Consider the following 26,063-nt stretch of genomic DNA (forward strand, 5'->3'; position numbering starts at 1 on the left):
AGTCGCCCCAAGTTCGGACAAAAAAACATCGGAGCGGGTACATTTTGTCTGAAGTGACTCCAAGTTCGGACAAAAACCCGCCGGACCGTCTCCATTTTGTCTGAAGTGACTCCAAGTTCGGACAAAAATCCGCCGGACCGTCTCCATTTTGTCTGAAGTGACCTCAAGTTCGGACAAAAATCCGCCGGAGCAGCTTCGTTTTGTCCGAAGTGATTCCAAGTTCGGACAAAAAATCATCGGAGCGGGTACATATTGTCTGAAGTGACCCCAAGTTCGGACAAAAAATCATTGGAGCGGGTACATTTTGTCTGAAGTTACCCCAAGTTCGGACAAAAACCCGCCGGACCGTCTCCGTTTTGTCCGAAGTCGCCCCAAGTTCGGACAAAAACCCGCCGGACCGTCTCCATATTGTCCGAAGTATCCCCATATTCCTTTTTCATCCATCTTTAACATCCCCCCGCAAGACATCTCTATAAAATTCATGCGTTTTTAGGAGTTTTTGGAAGCATTTTCACAGGGAATTCCGCTCTTCTAAAATATTGACACCCTAAACAAAATTCTCTATCTCAAGAAGCCTGGCTGTCAAAGGTAGAATAGGAATTGAGATATGTTTTGTTCAAAGCATTCAGTTTTTTCAGAAGGGGGAAATTTAGGTGGAGTCAAAAAAACATGGGAAATTGCACAAAGAAATGATGACGCTTTCAAAAGCGGAAGCAGAGTGGAAGTTAGTTTGGAAAGAGAACTTTAGTCTTTCTGAAATAGATGAAAACAACTGGAATTTTGTTGAGGCCGGCACTGGGTTCGGGAATGAAGAATCCCAGTACTATACAAGACGGAATGAAAACGCGCGAATCGAAAATGGCCTGCTCATTCTTGAGGCCAGGAATGAAGAGTACAACGGGATGGATTATACATCCGCCAAATTGACGACCAGAGGCAAGGCAGCCTGGACATACGGAAGATTTTCAATTCGGGCAAAATTGCCGGAAGGACAGGGGATCTGGCCTGCAATCTGGATGATGCCGGAAGACATGGAACAGTATACAGGCTGGCCTGCCTGCGGGGAGATTGACATCATGGAGCTGATCGGCCATCAGCCTGGTACGGTTTATGGAACGCTACATTACGGCATGCCTCACACATATACAGGTGAAAATTATACGCTTCCCGACAGTAAAAAATTCTCTGATGATTTTCATGTCTTCACCCTTGATTGGGAACCAGGCGAATTCAGATGGTATGTAGATGATGTCCTGTATGCCAGGCAGACTGAATGGTTCAGCAAGGCTCCGGATTCAGAGGAACAGCAGCCTGGCTTTGCACCATTTGACCGTGAATTTTACCTCCAGCTGAATCTTGCTGTCGGGGGAAAATGGCCTGGATATCCTGATGAAACAACCCAGTTTCCTCAGCGGATGACAGTGGATTACATCAAAGTTTACAAAAGAGAAGACCAATAACAGTTGAGGTGAGAAATAGATGACTAGATTTTCAAGAGATTTTATTTTTGGAACGGCTACATCTTCCTATCAGATTGAAGGGGCGTATAAAGAAGACGGCAGGAGCCTTTCCATTTGGGATACATTTTCACGCACTCCCGGCAAAGTCTTCAATATGGATAACGGGGATATCGCCTGTGACCATTACCACTTATATGAGAAGGATGTTGAAATTTTAAAGACACTTGGAGTGGATTCCTATCGCTTTTCGATTGCCTGGCCAAGGATTTTCCCTGAGCAAGGTAAGTATAACGAAGCAGGGATGAATTTTTATAAAAAGCTTATCACACGCCTGATCGAAAACGGAATAAAGCCTGCGGTGACTCTTTACCACTGGGATTTGCCAATGTGGGCCCATGAAAACGGCGGCTGGACAAACAGAGAATCCGTGAATTGGTTTATCGAGTATGCAGAGAAATGCTTTGAGGAACTTGATGAACATGTCGAGATGTGGATTACCCATAATGAGCCATGGTGTGCAGGTTTCCTCGGTTACCATCAGGGAGTCCATGCGCCAGGCCATACCAATATGGAAGAGGCGCTGAAAGCTGTTCACCATATGCTTTTGTCCCATGGTGAGGCGGTTTCCTTGCTTAAAGGGAAATTTGCTTCCGCAACTCCGATCGGAATCACGCTGAATCTGTCACCGATGTACGGTGCAAGCAATTCTGCAAATGATCAGCTGGCTGCCAATAATTCGGATGGCTACACGAACAGATGGTTCCTGGATCCTGTGCTGAAGGGACATTATCCTGTGGACATGATGAACCTGTTCTCCAAATATGTTCATTCTTTTGATTTTATCCATGAAGGAGATCTGGAGAAGATTTCTGCAGAATGTGATTTCTTTGGAATCAACTATTATAATCGCAGTCTTGTAGAATTCAATGCAGCATCGGACTTCCTGTTCAAGAGTGCCTATTCAGATTATCCGAAGACCGGAATGGGATGGGATATATCGCCGGCAGAATTTAAAGAGCTGATCCATCGCTTGCGCAAGGAATATACGAATCTGCCAATCTATATAACCGAAAATGGCTCAGCGTTCGATGATCATGTTTTGGAGGACCATCGTGTCCATGATTCTGACAGACAGGACTATGTTGAAAAACATATTCGGGCCGTGGCCGAGCTTAATGAAGAGGGCATGAATATCGCTGGATATTATCTATGGTCATTGCTCGATAATTTCGAATGGGCATTTGGCTACGACAAACGTTTTGGAATCACTTATGTTGATTTTGAAACTCAGGAAAGAATCCTTAAAGATAGCGGTTACCGTTATGCAGAAATTATCAGGAACCGTTCAATCTAAATCCAATGACTTCGGAGTGATCAATAATGGAAAGATACAGCTTTGATGATAATCAATATCTTGTAATACAGGAATTCGACCAGGCAAAAACATTCTCAAGCTTTCTCCCTGGCCTGGCAGGGTTATACGGTATACCGATCTGGGCGTTCTACGTCAACCGCGGACAGGGAATTGTCAGCTTCGGTGTGCAGGATAAAAATCATGCTATAACTGAATTTTTCCCGGCAAACCAGGCGTACCAGCGAGTAGGAACAAATGGATTCCGCACATTCATCAAGCTGAATGGAAATACCGTATTTGAGCCGTTTTCTTCATATGGAAGCAAGAAAGACCGAAAGAGAACGATGTATATAAAAGAAAATGAGATGAAGCTCGAAGAAATCAACCATCAATATGGCGTGAAAACAGTAGTAACGTATTTCACGCTTCCGAATGAGAACTTTGGCGCTCTGGCAAGAAAGGTGGAAGTCGAAAATCTTTCTGAGGCACCGATAGCACTTGAGATTATAGATGGGCTTCCCGCGATCATCCCCTACGGAATTGATGACGCTGCCTATAAAGCAGTAGGGAATACGCTGAAAAGCTGGATGGATGTATTCAATCTTGAAAATAGTATCCCATACTATCGAGTCCGCTCATCTACGAATGATTCAGCGGAAGTAGAAGAGGTATCCAAGGGACACTTTTATTTAAGCTTTGATGATGAAGGTCAGCTGATTAAGCCAATCGTGGACGCGGAACTGATTTTTGGTTCCAACAGTTCACTGTCTTATCCTGATGAGTTTGGAAAATCGTCTATTGATGAGTTAATAGCAGCTGAGCCGGTAACCTCAAATAAGGTTCCTTCCGGTTTCTCCGGTATGGGCAGAGTGCTTGAACAGGGTGGAAAGCTGAGCTTCCATACACTAATCGGTCATGTCAAGGACTTCGAAATTATCAATAAAAAAGCAGCTGACATTCGAACTGCCGGATATATGCAAAGAATATACGAAGAAGCGCAAAGTCTTGTTACAGAGATAACGAAGGATGTTGAAACGAAGACAGCTTCACCGCTATTCGATGCTTATGTAAACCAAAGCTACCTTGACAATGTGCTGCGCGGCGGTTTACCGATTGAATTGGAGAGTGATGATTCGGCATTTACTTATTATGTTTTTTCCCGCAAGCACGGGGATTTAGAGCGGGATTATAACTTTTTCTCGCTTGCGCCTGAATTTTTCTCGCAGGGGAACGGAAACTTCCGGGATGTGAACCAGAACCGGAGGAATGATGTCTTTTTCCATCCTGAGACGGGAGACTACAATATCAAGCTGTTCATGAGCCTGATTCAGGCGGATGGCTATAATCCGCTCGTTGTAAAAGGAGCAAGCTTTGAACTAAAAGATCAGTCTGATTGGGGATGGCTGGATGAGCTGGTTCCTCTGCAAAAGGATGCTGAATTCATTAAGAAGAAGCTGAGCGGAACCTATACACCAGGCGATTTACTTCAAACGATATCGGATAGCGACATTCAGCTTGCCTTGTCACTTCCGGATTTCCTGAAAAAAGTCCTTTCAAGGAGCGCCCAGAACATTGAAGCTGAGTTTGGAGAAGGCTACTGGATGGACCACTGGACGTACAATCTTGACCTGGTTGAAAACTATTTGAAGGTTTATCCGGAAAATAAAGCGCAGCTTTTGTTTGATGATTATGGCTACAAATACTTCCTTAGCCCAGTATTTGTGAACCCGCGTTCTGAAAAATATGTCCTGGCAAATGGCAAGGTCCGCCAATACGATGCCATTACTGAATTTGGACATCAGAAAGAGTCAAATTGGGTGAGGAAGCCTGACGGTGAGTTCTTTACATCCAATCTTTACAGCAAACTGTTCTCGCTGGCATTGCTGAAATTTTCCACATTGGATCCTTATGGTATGGGTGTGGAAATGGAAGCCAATAAGCCAGGCTGGAATGATTCCATGAATGGCCTGCCAGGAATTTTCGGTTCAGCCATGAGTGAGACATTGGAGCTGAAACGCCTGCTCGAATTTGTCATCACTTCTGGAGAGGCTGGCGAGCTGGAGATTAGCCTGCCCGCAGAAGTAGCCGATTTGACTGAGACGGTTATAGAATTCCTGAATCAATTTGAAAATGGCAAGCTGAATGATTACAGCTACTGGGATCAAACAGCAGCGGCGCGAGAAAAATATCGCGAGTTAGTGAAAAACGGTTTTGAAGGTATGGAAAAGAATATCGAGTTGCAAAAGCTTACTGCTTATGCAAAGCAAATGCTTCATAAAACAAAAGCAGGAATCGAAAAAGCGACAGATCTTGGCAATGGGCTTATCCCAACCTATTTTTCCTTCGAAGCTGTTGACTGGGAAAAAATTGTGGATGATAGCGGAAATGAAAAACAGAATAAAAAGGGCTTGCCTTTAGTTAAGGTCAATAGCTTTGAAGTGTCTGTTCTGCCGCATTTCCTTGAAGGTCCTGCAAGGGCCCTGAAGACTGCAGACCAGCAAACAGCAAGGTTGACATATCAGCATGTAAGGAACTCGGAAATTTACGACAGTAAGCTGAAAATGTACAAAACTTCTGGGTCTCTTGAAGACCAAACCTTTGATATCGGCCGGGCGAGGGCATTCACTCCTGGATGGCTTGAGCGCGAATCCATCTTCATGCATATGGAATTCAAGTATCTGCTCAGTGTCCTGAAGTCCGGATTGTATGAAGAGTTCTATGAAGATATCAACTATGCGATGCCTCCATTCATGGATGCGGAAGTGTACGGAAGAAGCGTCCTTGAAAATTCATCCTTTATTGCGAGCAGCGTGAACCCTGATTCAAGCCTCCATGGACAAGGATTTGTTGCGAGGCTGAGTGGAACAACGGCAGAGTTCTTAAGCATCTGGCAGTTGATGATGATGGGGAAAAAGCTTTTCGACGTAAATGAAGAAGGGTTGACATTGAAGCTTGGGCCGATTCTTCCTTCATGGCTTTTCGATTCAGAGGGCAAGGTGCAATTTACAATGCTGGGCAAAATTCAGGTAACCTATCATAATCCATCAAAGAGAGATACTTTCGGAGACGATGGTGCCAAGACAGTAAAATATGTCCTCCATATGAATGGTGAGGAGGTTGAGATTCATAGCGAGCAGCTGCAGGAATCATATGCAAAAGCTGTTAGGGAAGGAAAAGTAACAAAGATAGATGTTTATCTAGATTAATAGAACTGAGGTGCTGACGCATGGAATTAAAAATGATTCAGACAGCTAAGAATACAGGGGAACGCTTTGCGGACAAGGGTAATATTTCTTTTACAGATGAGCCTGGCCAAGATCTCGTGATGAAGCTTGATCCAGAAAAGAAATATCAAAGCTTCATGGGATTTGGGGGAGCTTTTACAGAAGCAGCTGCGTACACATTGGCGCAAATCCCCGGGGAAGAACGCGCAAAAATAATCGACAGCTATTTTAACAAGGAGACAGGTCTCGGTTACAGCCTTGGCAGGACCCATATCCACAGCTGTGATTTCGCCCTTGAGAATTATACCTATGTCGAGGAAAATGACGTCGAACTCAAAACGTTTTCGATAGAGCGCGAACAGAAATACGTACTGCCGCTCATTAAGGATGCTGTAGAGGCCAGGGGGGAAGGATTAACGATCCTTTCTTCTCCCTGGAGCCCTCCAGCCTGGATGAAGACGAATAATGAAATGAACAACGGCGGGAAGCTGAGGCCTGAATTTTATGATACTTGGGCTTTGTACTATACGAAATACATCAAGGCAATGGAGTCAGAAGGAATCCCAATCTGGGGCATCACCGTTCAAAATGAACCGGAGGCAACTCAAGTGTGGGACTCCTGCAGATATAGTGCAGAAGAAGAACGCGATTTCGTTAAAAATCATTTAGGGCCTGTAATGGAACAGGAAGGCCTGGAAGATAAAGAAATCATCATATGGGATCATAACAGGGATATCGCCTATGAGCGGGCAAAAACGATTTTATCAGATTCCGAGGCTGCAAAATATATTTGGGGCACAGGTCTCCATTGGTATGTATCAGAGGAATTCGAGAATTTGAGCAAGATTCATGAAGACTTTCCTGATAAGCACCTTATTTTCACAGAAGGATGCATTGAAGGCGGAGTACAGCTGGGTGCATGGCATACTGGAGAACGTTACGCAAGGAACATTATGGGAGATATCAACAACTGGCTTGAAGGCTGGATTGACTGGAATATCGTCCTGAACGAACAGGGCGGGCCGAACCATGTAGGCAATTATTGCGATGCACCGGTCATCGTCGATACTAAAACCGGAGAGGTTCACTATAACAGTTCCTTTTATTATATTGGACACTTCAGCAAGTTCATTAAGCCGGATGCAGTTAGAATCGGGCATGAATTAAATCATGAAACATTAAAAGCAGTATCATTTAAAAATGAAGATGGCTCAATTGTCGCGGTCGTCATGAATGATACAGACACCACAGAGCCATTCTCACTATTGGTCGAAGGCAAGACTGCCAAAGCCGAGCTGCCTGGTCATTCGATTACAACATTCATTATAGAAAGTTAAGGCCTGCCCACCTCCTTGTCATGACAAAATGTGCTTTACGCTAAGTGATCTACATGATAAGGAGGTGGATTTATTTTAGGAACCGATCTTAACGCTTGTAAAATAATGAAGGAGGAATTGGTATGAAGAAGACATTGGCTCTTTTGCTGAGTGCCATGATGATTTTGCCTGCAGCAAGTATTGCGGCTCCAAAAGATAAACTTGGAAATGATGAAACGAAAAACAAACAGAACAAATCAGAGTGGTCGCTTGTCTGGTCAGATGAGTTCAGCGGCCCGGAAATCGACCGCAGCAAATGGACCTATGATATTGGGAACTGGATTGTGGACGAGGATGGCAATGGAATCACCAATGGATGGGGGAATAATGAAAAAGAGTATTATACGGATTCTAGTGAAAACGCCTTCATCGATGATGGCAAGCTTGTGATAAAAGCAAAAAAAGAGCAGGTTACTGACCAATTCGGCACCTATGATTATACTTCTGCAAAGTTAAAGACCAAGGGCCTGTTCAGCAAAAAATACGGCAGATACGAAATCAAGGCGAAGCTGCCGACAGGCAAAGGGCTTTGGCCGGCGATTTGGATGCTTCCTGAGGAAGACAAATATGGGTCCTGGGCAGCCTCTGGTGAGATCGATATTATGGAGGCATGGGGAAGCAGTCCGCATAAAGTGGCAGGAACGATCCACTATGGCGAAGGCTGGCCGAATAACAAGTATACCGGCAAGGAATTCGAGCTTCCTGAAAACAGAGGGATCGACAAGTGGCATACATACGCCCTCGAGTGGGAGCCTGGCGAGCTGCGCTGGTATGTCGATGGAGAACTCTATCAAACTCAGAATAAATGGTATTCAAAGGGAAAGGATAATGCTGCGAATTTTTCCTATCCAGCACCTTTCGATCAGGAATTCTATTTAATTATGAACCTCGCAGTTGGCGGCTGGTTTGACGGGGAAGTTGACGAGACGACGAAATTTCCGAGTCAGATGGAAATAGATTATGTAAGGGTATATGATCTGAAAAAACGCGATTACCGTGAGCCGGTAGAACCGTCTGCTGAGCCTGTCGAATTGCCTGCAGATGCGAAACAGCCGTTGGAAGACGGGAATTTAGTTTATGACCAGAATTTTGAGGAAGCAATTACTGATGTGAGTATGCCTGGTGATGAGCTGAATTCAACGTATTGGAATTTTGTCCACTTACCGGATTTTGGCGGAGCTGGCAGCCTTTCAGTTGAAAACCTGGATGGCACCAATTTTGCCAAAACGGAAATTTTAAATCCGGGGTCGGCGCTTTATTCCCTGCAAATGATTCAGAACATCTCGCTTGGCAATGGCGGAAAATACAAAGTCAGCTTTGATGCAAAGTCGACAGCAGACAGAAGCATGATGGTAAAGGTCGGTGCGGGCGCTGACCGAGGTTGGGTGAAATATTCAAATGAAGAGTCTTTCAACCTGACGAGCGATCTGCAAACCTATGAATTTACTTTTGATATGCTGAATGGAACGGATATCGGAGCCAGGCTTGAATTTAATCTTGGCGGGAACGGAACAAACCCAGTATGGATCGGCAATGTGAGAGTCGAGGATATCACGGGGACACCAGTAGACGAAAATGAACCAAAACAGCCGCTACCTGATGGAAATCATGTATATAACGGAACGTTTGACCAGGGTGGAATGGACCGCTTAATGTTCTGGTATTTTTCTGTCGGAGAGGCAGCTGCAAAGGCATCTGTTTCTGAAAACTCTAGAGAGCTCCATGTAGCGATTGAAGATGGAGGTACTGAACCTGCAGCTGTCCAGTTGAACCAACAAGGACTTTATCTTATTAATGGAAATGACTATAAAGCGACATTTAAGGCAAGAGCTGACGAAGCGAGAACGATTCAGGTGGGCATTTTGAATAAGGATGGTTCTGTGGATTATTCAGGAATGCAAACATTCGAGCTTACCTCCAGTATGGAAGAGAAGACTCTCGATTTTACAATGGGAGAAGAAATTTCTGATTCGGAGGCACAAATTGTCTTTAATCTTGGATCGGGAACTGGAGATGTCTACTTGGATGATGTAGTTTTGCTTAAGACCTCAAACATTCCGGATTACGGGAACATTGACTTGTACCCATTGAAGAATGGTGATTTCTCGGACGGCATCTCTCCATGGACGAGTTACATTCATTTTGATGCTGGAGCAAGTATTTCTGTGGAAAACAGCGAAGCAAAAGTGGCAATCGGCCATGAAGGCAATGAACCATGGAGCGTCCTTTTTGAACAGCCGAATTTAAGCCTTGCTAAGGGAGTAGTCTATGAGCTTAGCTTTGCCGCTCGTTCTACAAAGGAGAGAAAGGCTGAGGTTACGGTTGAAAACGCTGCTTACACTAGATTTTTCAGTCAAGTGTTACCACTTAATACCGAAATGCAGCAATTCACGTATGAATTCACTATGCCTGCCGATGAAATCGTATCCTTGAAGCTGCTTCTTGGCAAAAACGCTTCGTCTCCAATCGGCGCACATGACGTATTTATCGATAACGTGGTGTTAAAGGTCAAAGACGCTCCGTCCGAGCAAGAGCCTGTTTCCACACCTGGCATTGACAACGGAACATTTTCGGATGGAACTGAAAGCTGGTCAGCATGGTGGGGCGATCAATGGAGCGGATATGCAGGTGGAGAGATGACCATTGAAAATGAACAACTGAAGGTTGCGATTTCACAGGTCGGCGCTCAATCATATGCCCCGCAGGTCTTTCAAAAGGGGCTGCTATTTGAAAATGGCAGCAGATATACAGTAACGTTTGATGCAAGAGCGGAAGTACCAAGAAAAATGAATGTCAATATAGGGAAAGAGCTGTCATACGACCCTTGGTTCATAGCCTATATGCCAACACACACAGTTGATTTAACGACAGAAATGGCCCATCACAGCGTCACTTTTGTTATGACTGAAGAAACCTATGCTGATGGAAAGATCGTTTTCGAGCTTGGCAATATTTTAGACGGTAATGCCGCAACGAATGTCTATCTGGACAATGTAAGCATCACAAAAAACTAAGTTCTCAAGGGGGCAGAACAGCAATTACATTCTGCCTCTTTTTCTTCCATTTTAGAAAATAAGTTTGAACTTGCTTTTGAATATGACAAGGCCAGCGTAATACTGACCATCATAGTGAACTTTAAAAGGTGGAAATGCAATATGACTATACAGAAAATCAACAGTCTGCCTAAACAGATTGGCTTATTAGCTCTAACCTGGCCTATATTTATAGAATTATTTTTGCATATGTTAATGGGCAGCACAGATACTTTCATGCTGTCCCATATTTCGGACGAAGCTGTTGCGGCTGTAGGGGTGGCCAATCAGCTCGTATTTTTCATGATCCTCGTATTTGGTTTTGTTGCCACAGGAACTGCAGTTTTGGTATCACAAAACCTTGGAGCTGGACTCCAGGTTGATGCAAGAAAGATTTCAGGTCTCTCACTCTCTCTGAATCTCATATTTGGAGTGCTGGTCAGTATCATTGTTGTTGCTTTCAACGATTTATTTTTACAATTGTTCAATCTGACGCCCGAAATACACCGTCTTGCTCAACAGTATTTAACGATTGTTGGCGGAACACTTTTTACCCAGGCGCTCCTTGTTACGGCATCAGCTATACTGCGGGCAAATGGATTAACAAAAGAGGCAATGTTGATTTCGGTCGTCATGAATATCATCCACCTAGCAGGTAACAGTTTATTTATTTACGGACTATTCGGCGTCCCGGAATTGGGGGTTCAGGGTGTGGCTATTTCGACAGCCATATCTCGTGCAATCGCAGTGATTCTAATATTCCGATTTCTATACCGCAGGCTCCCTATGAGAATTGCTTTAGAAGACTATCTGAACTTCAATAAATCTTTTATCAAAAAGATTTTGAAGATAGGTGTTCCTTCCGCTGGCGAAAATGTTGTTTATAACACCAGCCAGATGGCAATTACCGTCATTATAGGATTGCTTGGGGCTGTGGCACTGACAACAAGGGTATACACCTTTAACATCATGTCATTTATGATGCTATTCGGCATCGCGATAGGCCAGGGCACGCAAATACTGATTGGATACAAAGTAGGGGCAAGAGAGTTTGATAAGGCCTACCATCAACTATTAAAAAGCTTGAAACTAAGTATCATCATCACAATGGCGATTACCGTGGTAATCGTTGCAATCAGAGAACCTATACTTGGGGTCTTTACCGATAACAAGGAAATCATCAGGGAGGGAAGCAAGGTTCTGCTCTTGTGTCTGATCCTTGAACCTGGGAGAACCTTTAATATAGTTGTGATCAGTTCTCTCCGGGCAGCCGGAGATGCGGTATTCCCGGTGAAGATGGCTCTTGTCTCGATGTGGGGGATCAGTGTTCCGCTCGCCTACCTTTTAGGAATCACAATGGGTTTAGGCCTTTCTGGCATTTGGATTGCCTTTATCATTGATGAATGGTTCAGAGGAATCATCATGTATATTAGATGGAAGAGCCGAGTCTGGGAGAAGAAGGTCCTGGTTGATGACAGGGTGCAAACAGCGTGATCGTTGATTTTTGAGAGGAGGGCAAGAAGGTGAATTACAGGCAGCTTGGAAGCACAGGGATAAAGGTGCCGGAAGTTGGTTTTGGTGCATGGCAGCTCGGGAACGCCAGGGACTGGGAAGGTATGGAGGACAATCATGCAATCAAGCTGGTGCATGAAGCGCTTGATCAGGGCTGCAATTTCTTTGATACCGCCCCTAATTATGGCGGAGGCAATAGTGAGTCATTGCTTGGGGAAGCTCTTATTGGAAGAAGGAGTGAGGCCGTGATTAATAGCAAGTTCGGTCATCATCCAGATAACACCCTGAATTTTGATTCGCAGAAAATCCGCAGTTCGGTTGAAAATAGCTTGCGCCGGCTTAAAACGGATTATCTTGATTCCATTTTGCTTCATAATCCGCCGTTTGAAATCCTGACTGGAAGCACAAATCATTTTGAAGTATTGGAGTCACTCAAACAGGAAGGCAAGATCCGTGCTTATGGAGCTTCAGTGGACACTGCGAGAGAAATGGACGAGCTGATTCGAAATACCGGAAGCCAGGTTATTGAGGTGATGTTCAACATTTTTCACCAGGAGCCAAGAAAAGCCTTCAAAAAGGCAGCAGAAAAAAAAGTGGGACTGATTGTAAAAGTTCCGCTTGATTCTGGGTGGCTTTCAGGCAAATATGATGAGAACAGTATTTTTACTGACATCCGGAGTCGTTGGGGCCGGGAACAGCTTATGAAAAGAGCAGAGCTCCTGCCTGTTCTTAGGGAATTGCTGGAGCCGGGAGAATCGTTGGTCCAGTTGGCTTTAAGGTATATTCTTTATTATCAGGAGGTCTCTGCCGTCATTCCTGGAAACAAGAATCTCGAGCAGCTGATTGAAAATCTATCTGCTTCAGATACAAGCATCTCTATTGAAAAAGCAGAAAAAATAAAGGAGATTTGGGAACAAAAGCTGCAAGCTGACCCGTTGGGTTGGTAAAAAAACAGACTACTTAATGGAGGTTTCAATTAATGGCTTATCAACCAGACAGCAATCGCTATAATTCAATGACATATAACAGGTTAGGCAAATCAGGCCTTAAATTACCGGCCATTTCCCTGGGCTTATGGCACAATTTCGGAGGACAGGATTCCTTTGAGAATGGCCGTTCGTTAATTAGGAAAGCTTTTGATCTAGGCATTACTCATTTTGATCTTGCGAATAACTATGGTCCGCCACCTGGTTCAGCAGAGGAAAACTTTGGTGCAATTCTCAGGAAGGATTTTTCAGGATACCGTGATGAGATGGTGATTTCGACAAAAGCTGGCTATGGAATGTGGCAGGGGCCTTACGGCGACTGGGGTTCAAGAAAATATCTCGTGTCCAGTCTCGACCAGAGTCTGAAAAGGATGGGCCTTGATTACGTCGATATCTTTTACCATCACAGACCAGATCCGGAAACGCCTTTGGAGGAAACAATGATGGCGCTTGACCATGTCGTAAGGCAAGGAAAAGCGTTGTATGTAGGGCTGTCCAATTATGGTGTAGAAGAAACGAAGCAGGCAATCGGAATTTTAAGAGAGCTGGGCACTCCATTGCTGATCCACCAGCCTGCCTATTCGATGCTCAACCGCTGGGTAGAAGATGGACTCACTGATTTGCTTCAAGAAGAAGGAGTCGGATCAATCGCATTTGTTCCGCTGGCACAAGGATTGCTGACCAACAGGTATATCAATGGAATTCCGGCAGATTCCAGGGCCTTGAAGCCAAACAGCTTCCTGAACGAAGGAGATGTATCTGAAGAGGTTCTGATAAAGGTAAGAAAGCTAAATGAAGTGGCGCAGGAACGCGGCCAGTCACTTGCCCAGATGGCACTTGCATGGGTGCTCAGGGAACAGAAAATCACCTCAGCACTCATCGGTGCAAGCAAGGTCAGCCAGATTGAAGAAAACGTCGCTGCGCTGAATCGTCTTAATTTCAGTGAAGCAGAACTGAACATGATTGATGAAATTTTAAAATAAGGACTACAAAAAAACTGTAAAGCCAAATGGTTTTACAGTTTTTTTATTGGAATATTTTTCTTAGGTCAGGGTAAAGGAAGGGGGGAAATCAATCATATTAAGGATGTTCCTGGTTAAGGGAAGTAAGGAGAAAACGGGTCACATAAAGCAGAGATATGTGCCCGGTTAAGGGAAGCAATGAGAAAACGGGTCGCATAAAGCAGAGATATGTGCCCGGTTGAGGGAAGCAATGAGGAAACGGGTCACATAAAGCAAAGATATGTGCCCGGTTAAGGGAAGCAAGGAGAAAACGGGTCACATAAAGCAGAGATATGTGCCCGGTTAAGGGAAGCAATGAGGAAACGGGTCACATAAAGAAGTGATATAGCCGGTTAGGATAACGGATTTAATGTTTCACCTATCAAAGTACCTGCTCAGCAGCCCTTCTTTTTTCAAAAAGGCTGAACTTTTGATAGTATGTAGTTTGTATTCCTGTGAAAGCCTTTCTAATACATAACCAAAAATAAGAAATCCTCAAAGTGCTAACAATATCAAAGAAAATCAAGAGAGATATAGGGGTGAAAAAGTGATCAGTTTTGAAGATGTATCGAAAAAATATGACGATGGAACCTTTGCGGTAAAGAATTTTAATTTACATATCAAAGAAGGGGAACTGCTTGTCCTGATTGGTCCGAGCGGCTCCGGAAAAACGACAACTCTAAAAATGATCAATCGGTTGATTCCTCTTACAAAAGGATACATTAAAATCAAGGATAAGAAAATCAGTGACTATGATATTCACGAGCTTCGCTGGGACATTGGATATGTCCTTCAGCAGATTGCTTTATTTCCACATATGACGATTGAAGAAAATATTGCGGTTGTTCCGGAAATGAAAAGATGGGAGCATGAAAAAATCGATCACCGAATAAATGAATTACTGGATATGGTTGGACTCGATCCAAAAACGTACCGGAAAAGACTGCCTCATGAATTATCAGGAGGGCAGCAGCAAAGAATTGGCGTCGCCCGGGCGCTTGCGGCAAACCCGCCCATTATATTAATGGACGAGCCATTCAGCGCCTTGGATCCCCTAAGCAGAGAGAAGCTTCAGGATGATCTTATCGAACTGCAAAAGAACATAAAGAAAACCATCGTATTTGTGACGCATGATATGAGTGAAGCACTTAAACTCGGAGAACGGATTTGCCTGATGAAGAATGGAGAAGTTATCCAGACCGGAACTCCGGAAGAGCTGCTCCAACAGCCTGCGAATGACTTTGTCCGAGAGTTTGTCGGGATTGACCAGGCCCAGGCAGAAATCGTGGATATTCGTGAAGGTGTCAAGCCTGCAAATCAAGGAGAAATGGACCAGCTACCTGTCATATCCTCCCGTATGCCGATAAATGAAATCCTCGCCTTATTGAGTGAACATGAACAGGTAGCTGTTAAAGAAATGGAAGAAATTATCGGCACCATAGATAGACAGGGAATGATCCGGATCTTATCCCGGCAGATGGAGGGGATTAAATGAATAGCTGGATTTCCACTTTTACAGATAGAAAAGACGAGCTTTTAAGTGCTCTGCTGGAGCATATCCAGATTTCTTTCATTGCGCTGTTCTTTGCAGTCTTAATCGCCATTCCTCTTGGAATTTTCCTGACAAGAAGGAAGCGGATTTCAGAAGGAATCATTGGGATTACTGCGATCCTCCAGACAATCCCATCCCTTGCGCTGCTCGGGTTGTTGATTCCTTTATTCGGGATTGGCAAAGTCCCTGCAATCATTGCCCTTGTGGCATACGCGCTGCTGCCGATTTTAAGGAATACATATACAGGAATAAATGAGGTGGATCCATCATTAATTGAAGCCGCTCGGGGCATGGGAATGAACAGCAAGCGCCGTTTGCTTAAAGTTGAACTCCCATTGGCGATGCCGGTCATTATGGCTGGAATTCGAACAGCGATGGTCTTGATTGTAGGAACTGCGACGATTGCCGCGCTGATTGGAGCGGGCGGATTAGGTGACCTGATCCTTCTCGGAATCGACAGGAATAACACGGCATTAATCGTTCTTGGCGCAATACCCGCTGCCTTGCTTGCCATCCTGTTCGACCTTGTGCTTAGAAGGTTTGAAACGGTTTCCTTTAAAAAATCCCTTATCACCATTGGTGCCTTATCCTTAGCAGTCCTTTTCATAATGGTCATTCCATTTTTAGGCGGAAAAAATGAAGAAGAGATTGTCATTGGAGGAAAACTGGGTTCCGAACCAGAGATCTTGATCAATATGTATAAACTTCTTATTGAAGAAGAAACGGACCATTCTGTCCAGTTGAAACCTGGACTGGGGAAGACTTCATTTGTTTTTGCAGCATTGGAAAACGGCAATATTGACATCTATCCTGAATTCACCGGCACGGCTATTTCGGAATTTTTAAAAGAAACAGCCAGCAGCACAAACAGGGAAGAAGTATACCAGCAGGCAAGGGAAGGGATGAAAAAAGAGTTTGGTATGGAAATGCTTCAGCCAATGGACTATAACAATACCTATGCTCTAGCGGTTCCTGAACAGCTGGCTGAAGAAAATGGCCTGAAAACCATTTCTGACTTAAAAGTGATTGAACCCTCGCTAAGAGCAGGCTTCACACTTGAATTTTCAGATAGGGAAGATGGATATAAAGGACTCCAAAAACTCTATGGACTCAACCTGCCAAGCCTGATCACAATGGAACCGAAACTCAGGTACAGGGCGATCAAAAATGGTGAGATAAATCTGGTTGATGCCTACTCAACCGACAGTGAGCTCCAACGATACAACCTAGTTGTACTTGAAGATGATAAAAACTTGTTCCCTCCATATCAGGGAGCCCCTCTCATGCGAGCTGAAACAGCAGAAAAATATCCCGAAATCGTCAAGGCACTCAACAAACTGGCCGGTAAAATCACTGATGACGAAATGCGGAAAATGAATTACCAGGTGAATGTAGAAGGGGAGTCGGCTGAGGAGACAGCACGGGAGTATTTAAGAGAAGCTGGATTATTGAAATGAAAATTCAGGAACATCAGTTAAGAAAAGGATTGATAAAGACAAGAGGCAGAAAAACCAATTGGTTTTTCTGCCTCTTTGTCAGTGGAGAATTAATAAAGACTAATTATTTAAATTGGATAGAAAACGAGCTTTTGCCTGTTCAAAAATGGCATTGATTTCGCCATGAATGGATTCTCTTTCGTTTTTATTAGCCACATCTATAACCCTATATTTTAATTCTTTCACTAAATTATGTTCTTCTGAAGTCAAAATATCCTTAAACATATGAAATCCTCCTGTTGTACTATTTACGTGCTGAGAAATTTAAAAATCCCATGATGGAAAAACCGAAGTTAGCTTTCTTGATAGATGATTGTTTACCCTCTTTTGAAAACTAATAAACTCATTTCGAACTACATAGGGAGTTCGAAGCGTATGAAGGGGAGTAATCGAGCTAAAATTTTTTCGGGAAATTTCAACTTACTTTTAAAAACCCTCGTCACAAGCAGCGAGGGTTTTTGTTTGCTTAAGATTCGGAATTCATTCCTAAAAAAAGATAAAATTCTAGTACTCCCAGGGGTTTTATATGTGATTTGACTCACTACATTGATAATCATTCGCAATTAAGATGAAGGTAAGAAATCAAAGGAGGGGATTTGGTTGAAAGCAACAGACGGAAAGGCCCAGGCAGAAGTTCAGGATGAAATCGGAGAGGTTGCCAGTGGTGACAAATCGAAGATAGGAACCTGGATATCAGTTGGAGTAGTAGGAGCAGTGATTCTTGCTACGTACTTTATTCTATTTGGACTCTATATGGCAAGAGTATAGAAGGGGGAGCGAACAAGATGCATTTGGATGAAAAAATCTGGCTGTTTTTAAGTTTTGGCATGATCATGGGGTTCATGATTTTTACTGGGTACCAGGCAGTGGCATTGGGAATGGGGCCCCCAAGCCATAAAGAAACGATCGATCCCCAAAAGGTTGATGAAACAGCTCCGTTTGACGAGCCGGGAATCAAACAAATTGGTGAAAATGCGTTTGAAGTCGTCATGACCCTTCAGGTATTTAGTTTTACACCGATGGAAATCGAAGTTCCTGCTGGATCAACTGTCCATTTCACTTTAACGTCAAAAGATGTTGTCCATGGTTTTCAGGTGGCAAATACGAATTTGAACGCAATGGTTATGCCGGGGCATATCCAAAAAATATCTCAAAAGTTTGATGAACCAGGTGAATATTTGGTGTTATGCAACGAATATTGCGGTGCTGGGCACCAGGCAATGAGCACGAAAATCATCGTAAAATAAAAGGGGGGAAAGAATGTGCAACCTGCATTAAAAACAACTTCATTTAATCACAAAACAAATCAGATATTAGGAATCAGCCAGGAAGATGCAAGAATCTCGAAATCATACTTATCTATCGCATTTATCGCATTGCTGCTAGGCGGTTTCTTGGGCTTGCTGCAAGGGCTCAATCGTGCCGGTGTCCTGCAACTGCCGCCATGGCTTAACTATTACCAGGTGCTGACGGCCCATGGAATTCTGTTAGTTGTTGTATTATCCGCATTTTTCACAATAGGATATTTTTATGCCGGCCTCTCCCACACACTTGGAGGATTGCTTCCTAAAGTAAGAAAAATGGCATGGATCGGTTTTTGGATGAAGATTTTCGGATTTGTTTTGGTCGTCATTCCGATTTTAAAGAATGAAGCCTCCGTCATGTACACCTTCTACCCGCCAATGGCTGCATCGCCAATGTTTTACTTTGGCTTGGTATTCATTGTTCTGGGCATCTGGATGCTTTCGCTGGGAGCGTTTACTCAGGTCGCAAACTGGAGAAGGAATCACAAGGGACAACATCTCCCGATCCTCGCCTTCTTTGCAACTGGTGTCTTTGTCCTGTTAGTCGGCGCAACAGCTTTTGTTGCCGTAGAAGTCCTTTTCATGATCATTCCTTGGACACTTGGATGGACTGACGGCATAAATGTATTGCTGGCGCGTACTCTTTTCTGGGCATTTGGCCATACTGCCGTTAACATTTGGTATCTGACGGCTGTATCAGCATGGTATGTAATCGTACCAAAAATAATCGGGGGAAACCGCTGGAATGATCTTTTAACACGTATGGTTGTCATCCCGTTAGTAATCATGAACATAACCGGCGGTTTTCACCATCAGATCATTGATCCGGGCATTTCAGAGTCCATCAAATATATGCACGTATTCATGAGCCTTGCAATCGGGTTTCCTTCTCTAATGACCGCATACGCGATGTTCAGGGTTTTTGAACGTACAGCAAGAGCGAAAGGCGGAAAAGGTTTAGTTGGCTGGTATAAAAAGATGCCATGGGGAGATGTACGATTCCTGTCGCCGTTTATCGCCATGGTAGCTTTCATTCCCGCTGGAGCTGGCGGAATTGCGCAAAGCACGAACCAATTGGATCAGGTTGTACACAATACGATGTGGGTGGTAGGCCACTTCCATTTAACGCTTGGTATGTCTGTCATCATGACCTTCTTCGGCATCAGTTACTGGCTGGTTCCGTACCTGTCAAAACGTGTATTGACTCCTGCCATGAATAAACTGGGTGTCATTCAAACCGTCATTTGGACTATCGGTATAGTGATCATGTCGATTTCCATGCATGCTGCAGGTCTCTTCGGTTCACCAAGAAGAACTTCATTCACAACCTATGGAAATTTTGCAGAAACGCTTGGATGGAATCCTTATATGGCAGCTGTAGGCATTGGAGCAAGCTTATTGCTGATTGGCGTGATCCTCCAGGTTTATGCGGTGTTCAACCTCATGTTCTTTGCACCAAAGGGAGTAACCGAATTCCCAATTGCGGAAGAGGAAGCAGGAGCGGCGAAAACTCCATACTGGACAGAGCGCTGGGGAATCTGGGTTGTACTTATGCTGGTGGTTGTTTCAATGGCTTACGTCTTGCCAATCGCAGACATGATCATGAATGCTCCTCCAGGATCACCGCCCTTTAAAACTTGGTAAAAAGAAAAGCGCAAGCGCCTTGGTCAGCCCCGACAAGCGTTGGAGGGCCTGCCATTGAAGTCGTTCTTTGACTTCATTGGCAGGACCGAAACGACTCGAGCTGCTAAAGCTGCCGCTTCTCGCAAGATACTCGAGGAGCAAATTCGAGGATGAAAACTGGCTAGGCGCTGGAACTGGACACCAATCTCCATGCAAAAACCTTTTTTAAAGTAATCGAAGAGATAGCTCCTGTTTCAGGGCTATCTCTTTCAAATCAGCACGATATGTGAAATCGAGATTTTTACCAAAGAAAAAATGGGAAGTGATCAATTTGATCAAAAATCGGCAAACGACCGTATCTTGTATAGTTGTTCTGGTGTTTGGACTGCTTTTATTTTATACAGGAACAGACGGATTCACTGCTTATACAGCTGAGACAGCAAGAGTGTCAAAGCTGGTTGAGGAACAGCCCCAGTTTCCACAAGTAACCTTTGAGGATAGTGAGGGTCGGACCTATTCTATATCTGAATTTGAAGGTAAGTATGTTTTTATCACTTTTATTTATACAGGCTGCACTACGATATGCATTAAATTAGAAGAAAATATGTCGCAGGTGTATGATCTGCTTCCGAGTGAATATATAGGCAAGGATATTGTTTTTTTAAGCATAAGCTTTGACCCGGGCAAAGATGATCCAGCTACCTTAAACAAGTATAAGGATTTATTCGGAAGTAATGGGGAGACATGGAGAATGGCCAGGATACCGGATCAGGATCAGTTAGATACCTTGCTGGAGAAGTTTGGCGTCATTGTGATTCCAGATGGATATGGGAACTTCGCTCATAATTCAGCGTTTTATTTAGTTGACCGGCAAGGCGCACTAGTGGATGTAATGGATTTTACAAAGGTAAATGAGGCAGCAGATAAGTTGTTAGAGACTCTAAAAGCAGACAGGGGGAAATAACAATGAATCAGTTTCTAATCGGGCTTGTCCTTTTAATCGGTTTAATGCTTCCTCCAGTTGCAAACTTAATGGAATCCGTCATGATCATTCACATGCATATGCAAATGCCGATGCTGGTAATCGCCGGCTTTTTCATGGGGCTTTTTTTCCAGCAGCGCTTTCCTCATTTCTTTTCAAAATATAATCAAGATGGCATCCCTGGAATCTTTCTTTTTATCATCATAATGGGTTATTGGATGCTGCCGCGCACCATGGATGAAGCCTTGACTGTAAATAGTATAGAATTTTTCAAGTTTATCAGTTTGCCATTCCTCGCGGGAGTGCCTCTAAGAGATTCCTGGAAAAAACTCAGCAAGAACCGGAAAAATTATACCATTGGATTTTTTACATTGGCTTTTCTGGGTATGGGCTGGTTATATATTCAAGCAAACGATCAGCTATGCAATAATTATTTAGTAGTTGATCAAATCATTCTCGGATGGGGATTCATCACAATGGCCATCTGTATGGTGGTTTACTTAGTCTATACGGCAGTAGTGGATCCTTCATTATATGAGTAGGAATTTGAACTCTTGTGACCATTTGGTCAACATGTCACAAGCTGCGTAATCAGGTATAATAAGTTGAAGGTATTTTAATTAAAAGCGGTAATTGTTGCATATACAATCAGCGTAAAAAGGCGAATCAGAGTATAGGAGGACCAAAATGAAAATTGCAATCTCATTCAGTGGCGGGAAGGACTCTACGCTGGCACTCTACAAAATACAAAACAACCCTGATTTTGAGGTTGATTCATTGCTCGTGACGCTGACAGAAGGATTCGACCGGGTATCGATTCATGGAGTTCGCTATGAGCTGTTGAAGCTCCAATCTGAGTCATTGGGAATTCAATTACGAGAGGTTTGGCTTCCGCAGGACTGTCCGGATGAAAAGTATCAGCAAATAATGGGAAAAGCTATAGCTGGCATGACAGAAGACGGAGTTACCCATATCTCTTTTGGCGACATACATCTTCAGGATGTTCGGGAATATCGGGAGAAATTGTTTGCAGCATCGGGATTATCCCCTGTTTTTCCGCTCTGGGGTTTACCAGTGGAGGAAGTAAGCCGGGAGTTTATCGATTTTGGATTCAAAACGGTCCTTACATGTGTTGATTTAGAAGCGCTGGCCCCATCCTATGCAGGCAAAGTATATGACAGGGAGTTTATCAAGGATTATCCGAAAGACCATGATATTTGCGGAGAGAATGGAGAATTCCATTCATTTGTGTTCGATGGACCTAACTTTGCATTCCCTATCAACTATAGATTAGGCGAGGAAAAAGTGACAAAGGATTATTTTACTAAAAAAGATCGATTCCTGTATATAGATTTAATCCCGTATTAAAGCTTATAAACTTTAATGTTCAAATAAATGGTTAATAAACTGCCGGCTAGAAAAATAATGACTCCGGAAATAGAGTGTGGAGATAGATAATGAAAAAAAATCCATAAAAAGCACCCCTTTATTTAAATATAAATATCGTATTACGATATTTTGTATTTTAATTATATCGTGTTAAGATATATTTATCAATAAGAAAGTAAGGTGGAATTTTTGCTTAGTAAAGACGTATATGAGTACCTTGCTGAGTTTCGATACCAATTGAGAAAGTTTCAGAAATTCAGTGAAACAGCAGCAGAAAATATGGGGATCACAGCCCAGCAGCATCAATTGATGCTAGCCATAAAAGGGTACCCGGAAAGAGATTATGCTACACCGAGCGAGCTGGCAGAACGAATGCAAATCACCCATCATTCATGCGTTGGCCTGATTGACCGCTGTGAAAAGTCAGGACTGGTCTCACGCAGGAAAAACCCGGAAGACGGGCGGAGTGTCTTTGTTGATGTTACCGATAAAGGAATGGAAATCCTTGAGGGCCTGTCTGCGATTCATCTTGAAGAAATAAAGCGGATCGGATTGTTTAAGGGGAAGCTTTGAATATAAAGCAGGGAAATACACAACAGAATGGCGAAAAAATCAGTTGATTAAGAGGTAACTTATGAAAAAAAGAATCATCTATTTTGGAACTATAACTATTCTTTTGCTAGGGGCTTATACATTGATGAATTCGAGGACTTTTCAATTGTTCGGCGGACTGACAGCCCATGTTACTACCGACGAAAAAGTAGTCGCTTTAACCTTTGATGATGGCCCGACACAACAAGTGGCAGACATTTTGCCAATACTAGAGAAGTACGATGCTAAGGCAACATTCTTCCTGATTGGCAATGAAATCGAAAAAAATCCAGAAGCGGCAGAAATGATTGCCAGGGCAGGACATCAAATCGGGAATCACACATACTCCCACAACCGGATGGTGTTCAAATCCCCTTCCTTTATCGAAGAGGAAATCGAGAAAACCAATAAACTGATAGTAAAAGCCGGCTTTAACGGTGAAATTGACTTCCGGCCGCCTAATGGTAAAAAACTGCTCGCCCTCCCTTATTACCTGGACCAGCAAAATATCGACACGATCACCTGGAATTTGGAACCCGATTCCTATTACGCCAATTCATCTGACAAAATAAATTACATCAAGAACAATATAGAACCGGGCTCCATTATTTTACTGCATCCGATGTACGATCAGACAGGCGAAGAGTTTAAGACACTAGATGGAATCTTGGAGACATTGAGTACAGAAGGGTGTAGATTCATTACGGTAAACGAACTTCAGAGTTGATGAATGACTTAAAATTTGATTTTAGCTTTTTTTAGATAGTGGAGAGTATGGGACTTTAACCTCCGAATCAACTCGAGTAGGGATACTATGAAATGTTCCTGTTATACTCAAAGTGCCCATAAAGAAAGCGAACACTAAAGAAGGGTGACAGATACCCTTGGATACCTGTCATTTTGTGTTTACAAATTGAGAAATTAGCTGGTTAAGTTCTTTTGCAGCCTTAGTCGGGATCCGGTGGTCAATATTCTCGATAAAATGCAATTCATTTTGAGGCAATTTTTCATGCAATTGCCTTGCATAAGAGTGAAAAGGCTTATCCTTCTTGCCATAAACCAATAAGATAGGCAAAGTTATCTTATGTAGTTGATTGACACAATTGTATTTTAGACTAAACCGATAATATTGCTCAATATTGCGGTAATCCCCTTTTTTAGCTTCCGAAAACATATATTTAAACAGCTTTATATTATTTGAATTACTCCATGAAATAGACCAGGCTAACAAGTTTATAGCCCCTTTGCTTGAAAGCTTGATTGCTAAGGATATCTTCCTTCTCAAGTAATCATCATTTACATCGGGCATTGCCCCAATCGAAATTCCCCCCAAAGCTCTCTCAGGAAACGTCAGCATGAATTCTAAAACAATAGAACCGCCCGTCGAATATCCGCATATAAACGCTTTGTTTATATTAAGGTGGTCCAATAGTGAAATGATATCCTTGATAATCAGTTGATAGGTTATGGGTTCTGGGGAGTAAGGGCTTTTTCCGTGTCCTCTAATGTCAAAGGTAATTATCTGAAAATTTTTCGAGAGTTCTTCTAATTGATATTGAAAGTTGACTGAAGTCAATACTGGAGGATGGATAAAAACAATCGGAGTTCCGCTTCCTTTTACTGTATAGTACAGGCTGGCACTACTCATATTTAGCAATGGCATTTAATTGTCACCTCAATTCCTATATAAGCAAATACTTATATCCTTGTAACCTAAAGTTCTTTGACTAATTAGACAAAACTTGCAATGATTTAATTCGCCTTAAAAAGACTGAAGGACTCAATGAGTATTTTTCCTTACTTTATTAAGAAAAATGCATCATTAACAAACAAGGAATCCAAATGCCGATGGAGAGAAGTACAGCTAGAATCAACTTTTTTACTAGGAGAGTAAAAAAACCAGTAGAAAAAGTCCTACTGGCATTGCATCTTTTGGACTGAGAAAGCGAAGAGTAATCCTTTTAATCATGCTGCAAGTCCGTTTATTAAAGATAATGAAACTCCGGGCGTGGATGCGACAGAAAATCATGGTGAGAGATGGTCCAACCATAAGCTCCGACTAAATGGAAAATGACAAGGTCTCCTGCTTTAAGGTCTTTAAGGAATTCTTTCCTGACGAGAAGATCGTTTGGGGTACAAAGCTCACCGGCAATGGTGATCAATTCGTTTTTAACTTTAGGTCTTGGGAGTTGTTTATACCTCCAATGCTCTACTGGGTACACTGAAAATGGATGGCTCATTTTCCATGCTGCGGGAAGTCTCAAATGATGGGTACCGCCTCTAACGAGAGCAAACCATTCCCCGTAATTCTTTTTTATATCCATTACTTCTGTCACATAAAACCCGCAATGTGCAGTCATATAACGGCCGAGTTCGATTATTAACCTTAGTTTATTTTCATGAAATGATTCTCTCATTTGATGAATTCCCTCACTAAATACATCCCAATCGAATGGTTCTGAAGGCGTATCATAATTGATACCAATCCCGCCTCCAATATTTACCGTTTCCAATTCTAATGAAAATGATCTTTTCCATTTCAAAGTATTTTCCAGGCACATCTTAACAAAAGTAAGGTGCTCATCAGCAAGAAGATTGTTACTCATTGCATGGAAATGGAAGCCTTTCACATCTAAATATGGAAAAAGATCTAGCTGGCCCAGAATCTTAGGAATCCTTTTCTCTTCAATCCCAAACTGTGTCGGGACACCTGTCATTTTATGAGAACTGCTGCTAACGTTATATTTCAAATTAACACGCAGTAAAACAGGCAGTATTTTATCTGCTTCTCTGCCAAACTGGTTGATCCGGTGCATATCATGTTCACTTTCGATATTCATCATTCGAAGAGTTCCATCGGCTAAATAGGAAATTTCCTGGTCTTTTTTAACTGGTCCTCCGAAAATGATTGGGAGGGTTGATAGTCTCTTGATTTTATTAACCTCCCCCTCCGATGCAGTTTCAAAACCATCGACTATGTTCGTCAATACCGATATCAGTCTTTCATCGGGATTCGCCTTGACGGCGTAAAAAACGGAACAAAAGTCTGGAAGAGAGTCCACAATCCTTTGGGCATGTTTTTTTAAACTGTGTAAATCATATATGTAGGAACAGATTGGCTTGTTATCAATTTTTTTAACCATACAGCCCAAATGTTCTTTGAGTCTTTCAAGATTCATAG

21 protein-coding genes are annotated in these 26,063 nt (G+C 42.9%); 18 read left to right on the plus strand and 3 right to left on the minus strand.

Going from position 1 to position 26,063, the window contains the following annotated elements; all coding sequences use genetic code 11:
- Nucleotides 1–653: 653 nt before the first annotated feature.
- The 10 genes from J7E37_RS18800 to opuFB all read left to right on the plus strand — a co-directional run bounded on the left by J7E37_RS18800 (nucleotide 654) and on the right by opuFB (nucleotide 16,954).
- Nucleotides 654–1,460, plus strand: a complete 807-nt coding sequence (locus J7E37_RS18800) for a glycoside hydrolase family 16 protein (protein WP_353050043.1) — start codon at nucleotides 654–656, stop codon at nucleotides 1,458–1,460.
- A 19-nt stretch (nucleotides 1,461–1,479) separates the two neighbouring features.
- Nucleotides 1,480–2,814, plus strand: a complete 1,335-nt coding sequence (locus J7E37_RS18805; protein ID WP_215026286.1) for a GH1 family beta-glucosidase — start codon at nucleotides 1,480–1,482, stop codon at nucleotides 2,812–2,814.
- 26 nt (nucleotides 2,815–2,840) lie between these two features.
- Nucleotides 2,841–6,020 (plus strand): cellobiose phosphorylase, encoded by a 3,180-nt coding sequence (locus tag J7E37_RS18810; RefSeq protein WP_215026288.1) that lies wholly within the window; start codon nucleotides 2,841–2,843, stop codon nucleotides 6,018–6,020.
- A 20-nt stretch (nucleotides 6,021–6,040) separates the two neighbouring features.
- Nucleotides 6,041–7,375 (plus strand): glycoside hydrolase family 30 protein, encoded by a 1,335-nt coding sequence (locus J7E37_RS18815; protein WP_215026291.1) that lies wholly within the window; start codon nucleotides 6,041–6,043, stop codon nucleotides 7,373–7,375.
- A 122-nt stretch (nucleotides 7,376–7,497) separates the two neighbouring features.
- Nucleotides 7,498–10,428: a carbohydrate binding domain-containing protein gene (locus J7E37_RS18820; RefSeq protein ID WP_215026294.1), complete on the plus strand. Its 2,931-nt coding sequence runs from the start codon at nucleotides 7,498–7,500 to the stop codon at nucleotides 10,426–10,428.
- Nucleotides 10,429–10,569: 141 nt separating this feature from the next.
- The gene (locus J7E37_RS18825; protein ID WP_215026297.1) at nucleotides 10,570–11,940 is read left to right on the plus strand and encodes an MATE family efflux transporter; all 1,371 of its coding nucleotides are present in this window, start codon (nucleotides 10,570–10,572) and stop codon (nucleotides 11,938–11,940) included.
- 29 nt (nucleotides 11,941–11,969) lie between these two features.
- Nucleotides 11,970–12,905 carry an aldo/keto reductase gene (locus J7E37_RS18830; RefSeq protein WP_214781923.1) on the plus strand — a complete coding sequence of 312 codons (936 nt, stop codon included), beginning with the start codon at nucleotides 11,970–11,972 and terminating at the stop codon, nucleotides 12,903–12,905.
- 32 nt (nucleotides 12,906–12,937) lie between these two features.
- Nucleotides 12,938–13,927: an L-glyceraldehyde 3-phosphate reductase gene (gene mgrA / locus J7E37_RS18835; RefSeq protein WP_214781921.1), complete on the plus strand. Its 990-nt coding sequence runs from the start codon at nucleotides 12,938–12,940 to the stop codon at nucleotides 13,925–13,927.
- A gap of 565 nt (nucleotides 13,928–14,492) precedes the next feature.
- Nucleotides 14,493–15,440 (plus strand): ABC transporter ATP-binding protein, encoded by a 948-nt coding sequence (locus J7E37_RS18840; RefSeq protein WP_215026300.1) that lies wholly within the window; start codon nucleotides 14,493–14,495, stop codon nucleotides 15,438–15,440.
- A complete protein-coding gene (gene opuFB / locus J7E37_RS18845; protein ID WP_214781918.1) occupies nucleotides 15,437–16,954 on the plus strand; it encodes an ABC transporter permease/substrate-binding protein in 1,518 nt (505 codons plus the stop codon). The genes J7E37_RS18840 and opuFB overlap by 4 nt, the downstream gene beginning before the upstream one ends.
- Before the next feature lie 99 nt (nucleotides 16,955–17,053).
- Here the strand turns inward: opuFB and J7E37_RS18850 are convergent, their stop codons facing one another.
- On the minus strand, nucleotides 17,054–17,218 hold the full coding sequence (locus J7E37_RS18850) for a hypothetical protein (protein ID WP_214781917.1): 165 nt from the start codon (nucleotides 17,216–17,218) through the stop codon (nucleotides 17,054–17,056).
- Between the two features lie 375 nt (nucleotides 17,219–17,593).
- Here J7E37_RS18850 and J7E37_RS18855 point away from each other — a divergent pair, with 375 nt between their 5' ends.
- From J7E37_RS18855 to J7E37_RS18890, 8 genes are all read left to right on the plus strand, one after another.
- A complete protein-coding gene (locus tag J7E37_RS18855) occupies nucleotides 17,594–17,761 on the plus strand; it encodes a hypothetical protein (RefSeq protein ID WP_214781916.1) in 168 nt (55 codons plus the stop codon).
- A gap of 17 nt (nucleotides 17,762–17,778) precedes the next feature.
- Complete coding sequence (locus J7E37_RS18860) at nucleotides 17,779–18,240, plus strand: cytochrome c oxidase subunit II (protein WP_214781915.1); 462 nt, start codon at nucleotides 17,779–17,781, stop codon at nucleotides 18,238–18,240.
- Between the two features lie 15 nt (nucleotides 18,241–18,255).
- Nucleotides 18,256–19,941: a cbb3-type cytochrome c oxidase subunit I gene (locus J7E37_RS18865; RefSeq protein WP_215026303.1), complete on the plus strand. Its 1,686-nt coding sequence runs from the start codon at nucleotides 18,256–18,258 to the stop codon at nucleotides 19,939–19,941.
- A 310-nt stretch (nucleotides 19,942–20,251) separates the two neighbouring features.
- A complete protein-coding gene (locus J7E37_RS18870; protein ID WP_215026306.1) occupies nucleotides 20,252–20,884 on the plus strand; it encodes an SCO family protein in 633 nt (210 codons plus the stop codon).
- A 2-nt stretch (nucleotides 20,885–20,886) separates the two neighbouring features.
- Nucleotides 20,887–21,444, plus strand: a complete 558-nt coding sequence (locus J7E37_RS18875) for a hypothetical protein (protein ID WP_215026309.1) — start codon at nucleotides 20,887–20,889, stop codon at nucleotides 21,442–21,444.
- Between the two features lie 145 nt (nucleotides 21,445–21,589).
- Nucleotides 21,590–22,270 (plus strand): adenine nucleotide alpha hydrolase, encoded by a 681-nt coding sequence (locus J7E37_RS18880; RefSeq protein WP_215026312.1) that lies wholly within the window; start codon nucleotides 21,590–21,592, stop codon nucleotides 22,268–22,270.
- A 201-nt stretch (nucleotides 22,271–22,471) separates the two neighbouring features.
- Nucleotides 22,472–22,864 (plus strand): MarR family winged helix-turn-helix transcriptional regulator, encoded by a 393-nt coding sequence (locus J7E37_RS18885; RefSeq protein ID WP_215026315.1) that lies wholly within the window; start codon nucleotides 22,472–22,474, stop codon nucleotides 22,862–22,864.
- A gap of 61 nt (nucleotides 22,865–22,925) precedes the next feature.
- Nucleotides 22,926–23,609, plus strand: a complete 684-nt coding sequence (locus J7E37_RS18890; protein ID WP_215026318.1) for a polysaccharide deacetylase family protein — start codon at nucleotides 22,926–22,928, stop codon at nucleotides 23,607–23,609.
- 168 nt (nucleotides 23,610–23,777) lie between these two features.
- Here the strand turns inward: J7E37_RS18890 and J7E37_RS18895 are convergent, their stop codons facing one another.
- Together J7E37_RS18895 and J7E37_RS18900 are read right to left on the minus strand one after the other, a co-directional pair.
- Nucleotides 23,778–24,545 (minus strand): alpha/beta fold hydrolase, encoded by a 768-nt coding sequence (locus tag J7E37_RS18895; protein WP_214781903.1) that lies wholly within the window; start codon nucleotides 24,543–24,545, stop codon nucleotides 23,778–23,780.
- Nucleotides 24,546–24,867: 322 nt separating this feature from the next.
- Nucleotides 24,868–26,061: a type III PLP-dependent enzyme gene (locus J7E37_RS18900; RefSeq protein WP_215026320.1), complete on the minus strand. Its 1,194-nt coding sequence runs from the start codon at nucleotides 26,059–26,061 to the stop codon at nucleotides 24,868–24,870.
- Nucleotides 26,062–26,063 lie beyond the last annotated feature (2 nt).

Origin of the sequence: Bacillus sp. ISL-39, from assembly GCF_018613295.1 — a bacterium.
Lineage (GTDB): Bacteria > Bacillota > Bacilli > Bacillales > Cytobacillaceae > Mesobacillus.